Annotated in this window: 4 protein-coding genes and 1 pseudogene; all 5 read right to left on the bottom strand. The window is 68.2% G+C overall.

Features of this window, described 5'->3' with window-relative positions; all coding sequences use genetic code 11:
• Window positions 1–113: 113 nt before the first annotated feature.
• On the bottom strand, window positions 114–1,091 hold the full coding sequence (locus tag AC30N0_RS02595; protein ID WP_489516377.1) for a tripartite tricarboxylate transporter substrate-binding protein: 978 nt from the start codon (window positions 1,089–1,091) through the stop codon (window positions 114–116).
• A 105-nt stretch (window positions 1,092–1,196) separates the two neighbouring features.
• Window positions 1,197–2,516: a phenylacetate--CoA ligase family protein gene (locus AC30N0_RS02590; RefSeq protein ID WP_489516376.1), complete on the bottom strand. Its 1,320-nt coding sequence runs from the start codon at window positions 2,514–2,516 to the stop codon at window positions 1,197–1,199.
• A complete protein-coding gene (locus tag AC30N0_RS02585) occupies window positions 2,516–2,788 on the bottom strand; it encodes a hypothetical protein (RefSeq protein WP_489516375.1) in 273 nt (90 codons plus the stop codon). Before AC30N0_RS02585 ends, AC30N0_RS02590 begins: the two co-directional genes overlap by 1 nt.
• Window positions 2,789–2,807: 19 nt before the next feature.
• A complete protein-coding gene (locus AC30N0_RS02580) occupies window positions 2,808–3,629 on the bottom strand; it encodes an ABC transporter ATP-binding protein (protein WP_489516374.1) in 822 nt (273 codons plus the stop codon).
• Between the two features lie 64 nt (window positions 3,630–3,693).
• Window positions 3,694–4,876 (bottom strand): annotated as a pseudogene (locus tag AC30N0_RS02575) (ABC transporter substrate-binding protein); the annotation flags it as partial.

Raw genomic sequence — 4,876 nt, 5'->3', positions numbered from 1 at the left:
CGATCCAGCTCCTGCCTTCCAACCAGGAAGCCTATTTCAAGGCCGTCGAGGACGCGAAGTGAGACGCCGCTGCAGCGCGTGACCGCACCTGCTGCGCCGAATGCGCTGTCGGTTCAGTCGGCGTACTGGCCGGCCGCCTTGATGACCGGCCCCCACTTGGCGATCTCCGCCTCCACGAACTTCTTGTGCTCCGGTCCGTTGACGCGGTTGTCGCTGACGATCACCGCCCCGAGTGCTTCCTCGCGCTTGATGAACTCCGGGTCCTTCAGCGCCGTGCGCAGGGCGTTGCCGATCTTGTCGGTCACGGCCTTGGGCGTGCCCTTGGGCGCGTACAGGCCGTGCCAGATCGACACGTTGAAGCCCTTCAGGCCGGCCTCGTCGAGCGTGGGCAGATTCTTCAAGGCCGGCGTCGTGAGCCGCTTGGCAGACGTGACCGCATAGGCCTTGACCTTGCCGCTTTCGATCTGGCTGGTGGTGTTCGTCGTCTGGTCGCACATGACGTCGACCTGGCCGCCGAGCAGGTCGGTCATCGCCGGGGCCGTGCCCTTGTACGGGATCGTCTGCATGTCGATCTTCAGCGAGCTCTGCAGCAGCAACCCGCACAGGTGCGACGCCGCGCCCAGACCGGCGTTCGCGAGGTTGATCTTGCCCTTGTTCGCCTCCATCCACTTGATCAGTTCGGCGTAGTTGTTCGCCGGCAGCGTGGAGCGGCCGATCAGGGTCATCGGCACCTCGTTGATCATGCCCAGGTACTCGAAGTCCTCGAGCGTCTTGTAGGGCAGGTTCCGGTACAGGGCCGGCGAGGTGCTCATGCCGATGTGGTGCAGGAGCAGCGTGTAGCCGTCGTTGGGCGCCCGCGCCACCTTGGCTGCGCCCAGGGTGCCGCCGGCACCGCCGACGTTCTCGACGATGATGCTCTGGCCGCCCAGGGGCTTGCGCAGCGCTTCGGCCAGGTCGCGGGCGACCTTGTCGGTCGGGCCCCCTGCCGTGAACGGGACGACGAGGGTGACAGGCTTGTCCGGGTACTGGGCGAGCGCCGGGCCGGCGATCACGAAGGTCAGGACACCGAGGAGGAGGGCGGATTTGCGCATGGTCGTACGTTCCCTGGAGCAACTGGAGTCGGCGGATTGTGGCAATTGACAGACCTCGCGACAGCGTGGAAAGCACTGACAGCGGCAAGCCGCCCGGCACGCGGGTCAGCCGACGGGGCGCAGGTCCTCGATCACCTTGCCGTCGTTGGGCAAGCTGCCCGGAGCGCACAGCAGCACCTCGGCGCGCATCTTGGTGACGTCACGTACCGTCTGCGCGACGCGTTCGGCGAGCCCTTCAGCAGCGCCCTGGACCTCGACGCGCAGGGTCATCCGGTCGGCGGCGACCTCGCCTTCGACGACCAGCCGGGCCCGCCCGATCTCGGGGTGGCGGCGGGCGATCTCGGCAACTTGCGAAGGATGGACGAACATGCCTCGGACCTTCGTCGCCTGGTCGGCGCGGCCGAGCCAGCCGCGGATGCGGGTGTTGGTGCGACCGGTCGGGCAGGGGCCGGGGAGCACCGCGGACAGGTCGCCCGTTCCGAAGCGGATCAGCGGGTAGTCGGGGTTGAGGGTCGTGACGACCACCTCGCCCACGTCGCCGTCGTCGACCGGCTCGCCGGTGCCGGGGCGGACGATCTCGACGATGACGCCCTCGTCGATGACAAGACCTTCGCGGGCCGAGGTCTCATAGGCGACGAGGCCGAGGTCGGCGGTGCCGTAGCTCTGACAGGCGGCGATGCCGCGGGCCTGCAGCCAGTCGCGTAGCACCGACGGGAATGCCTCCCCGCTCACCGCCGCCTTGGTCAGCGACGGCAGGGCCACGCCCATGTCGTCGGCCTTGTCGAGCAGGATGCGAAGAAAGCTCGGCGTGCCGGCGTAGGCCTGGGGAGCCAGGCTCGCCATCGCTTGCACCTGCTGCTCGCTCTGGCCGGTTCCTGCCGGGAAGACGGTGCAGCCGATCGCGTGCGCGCCGCTCTCCATCATCGACCCGGCCGGCGTGAAGTGATAGCTGAACGCGTTGTGGACCAGGTCGCCGGCGCGAAAGCCCGCGGCGAAGAGCGAACGGGCCATCCGCCAGTAGTCCGGGCGGGCGGTCTCCGGCTCGTGGATCGGCCCGGGCGATGCGAAAACGCGCAGGGCCCGCTCGCCGGGGGGGCGCACCGCGCCCCAGCCGACGGTCGAGAAGCCGCCGAAGACGTCGGAAGCCGAGCGGTTTTTCTGCCGCTCCAGCAGTTCGTGCTTGCGCAGCATGGGCAGTCGGGCGAGGGCCTGCCGCGAGTCGATTGCCGCGGCATCGATGCCGTCCAGCAGTTCGGCGACCGCGGGCGCGCGCGCCATGGCCTGCGCGATCTGGGCGCGCAAGGCGGCCAGCAGCGCCGACTCGCGCTGCTCCGGGCTGCGCGTCTCCAGGGTGTCGAAGTGCTCAGAGCCCACGATCGCGCCGGTTTCCCAGCAGTGCGGTTCGGTGAGCGCGGTGGACGCCATCACTCGTCTTCCAGGCGGCCGGCGCGGACCTTGGCGTCGTCGACGAGCTTGCGCTGCTGTGCAGGCGTCACCAGCGGATAGCGGTCGAACCCCGCGCCGCCCGATTTCTTCAGGTCGGCGTACAGGCCGCCGCCATCGTCGTGGAAGTGGACGAAGGCTTCGCGGCGGGCGTAGAAGATGCCGGGCCGCTCCTCGCGCACGCCTTTGATGTCGCGGAGCTGGCGCAGGACGGGCGCGATTCGGGCCAGGGCATCGGCATCGGCGCGGGGCATGGTGTAGTTTCCTCGTTTCTCAGGCCAGCCAGCGCTTGCGCCGCTTGTAGCTCTTGACGTCTCGAAAGCTGCGGCGCTCGCCGGACCCTGAGCCGCCGGTGCCGAGATAGAACTCCTTGACGTCCTCGTTCTCGCGCAGCGCTGCAGCCGGGCCGTCGAGCACGATCCGGCCGTTCTCGAGGATGTAGCCGAAGTCGGAGTAGCGCAGCGCCATGTTCGTGTTCTGCTCGGCGAGAAGGAACGTGACCTTCTCCTTCGAGTTCAGGTCACGCACGATCTCGAACACCTCCTCGACGATCTGCGGCGCCAGACCCATCGACGGCTCGTCCAGCAGGACCATCTTCGGGTTCGCCATCAGGGCGCGGCCGATGGCGCACATCTGCTGCTCGCCGCCCGAGGTGTACGCCGCCTGCGAGGAACGCCGCGCCTTCAGGCGCGGGAAGTAGGCGTAGACCTTGTCCAGCGTCGCCGCGATCGCCGCCTTGCCGTCCTTGCGCGTGTAGGCGCCCGTCAGCAGGTTGTCTTCGATCGTCAGGTGCGCGAAGCAGTGCCGGCCTTCCATCACCTGGATGACGCCGCGCTCCACCATGTCGGAGGTGCTGAGCTTCTCGATGCGCTCGCCGCGAAGCTGGATCGAGCCCTTGGTCACCTCGCCGCGCTCGCCGGCCAGCAGGTTGCTGACCGCGCGCAGGGTGGTCGTCTTGCCCGCCCCGTTGCCGCCCAGGAGCGCCACGATGGAGCCCTCGGGCACCCGCAGCGAGACGCCCTTCAGCACGAGGATGACGTGGCTGTAGATCACCTCGATGCCGTTGACGTCGAGGAGGGTGGGGGCAGCGCTCATGGGGTCGCTCATGGCCCTCCCCGGAGGGAGGGTTCGGTCGGGTGCAAGGGGGCGCCGTGACGGCTCAGGTCTGGCAATCCTCCGGTGTCCGCTTCGTCAGCTTCTTCTCGGCGGCGTAGCGTTCCGAGGCAGCGCGGACCATCGGCTTGAGGATGGCGTCGTCGGCCTGCAGCCAGTCGGAGGTCACCGCCCATTTCGAACCGTCCCAGGTGTGCACGCGGGCCCAGGCGGAACCCATGTGGTCGGCGCACGAGGTGGAGATGGGCCGCATCACGCCGGCGAAGCCGAGCGCGTCGAGCTTCTTCTGGTCGAGCGTCAGGTTCTCGTAGCCCCAGCGCGCTTGCTCTCCGCTCATCCACTTGCCCTTGCCGTAGCGTTCCTGGGCGCGGCGAACGCCCTCGACGCCGAGCATCGCGCTCATCAGTCCGCGCATGTAGAGAACGCTGCCGACCTCCTCCTTCGGGCCGGTGCCCTGACCCTTGCCATGCACCATGGCCAGGACGTCCTTGACGACCTTCGACTTCGGCTCGGCGCCGTGCTGCAGAGTCAGGCCGTTGTAGCCCTTGGCGCCATCGCCGACATCCTTCACGTCCGGTTCGGCGGCTGCCCACCAGACGCCGTACATCTTCTCGCGCGGGAAGCCGGTCGCGACCGCCTCCTTCAGGGCCGTGGAGTTCATCACCCCCCATCCCCACAGGAAGACATAGTCCGGCCTGTTCTGCCGGATCTGCAGCCACGCCGCCTTCTGCTCGACACCCGGATGCGTCACCGGGATCGAGTTGAACTCGAACCCGTGCATCTTGGCCCGCTCCTGCAGCAGCGGGATCGGCTCCTAGCCGTACGGGCTGTCGTGATAGACGAGGGTGATCTTCTTGCCCTTCAGCTTGTCGAAGCCGCCTTCCTTCTTGGCGATGTGCTGGGTCAGGATGTCGGCCGCCACCCAGTAGGTGCCGGCGAGCGGGAAGTTCCACTTGAAGACGCTGCCGTCGGCGCTTTCGCTGCGCCCGTAGCCGGCGGTGATGAGCGGGATCTTGTCGCCCGGCGCCTTCTCGGTGAGCGCGAAGGTGATGCCGGTCGAGAGCGGCTGAAAGACGGTCGCGCCGCCGTTCTTGCCCTTCAGGCGCTCGTAGCACTCCACGCCACGGTCGGTGGCGTAGCCGGTCTCGCACTCTTCCCAGCTGACCTTCACGCCGTTGATGCCGCCGCGGGCGTTGACCAGCTTGAGGTAATCCACGTAGCCGTTCGCG

Source organism: Rhizobacter sp. (genome assembly GCF_031412495.1).
GTDB lineage: Bacteria > Pseudomonadota > Gammaproteobacteria > Burkholderiales > Burkholderiaceae_C > Schlegelella_A.
This window is presented reverse-complemented; position numbering and strand designations above follow the sequence as displayed.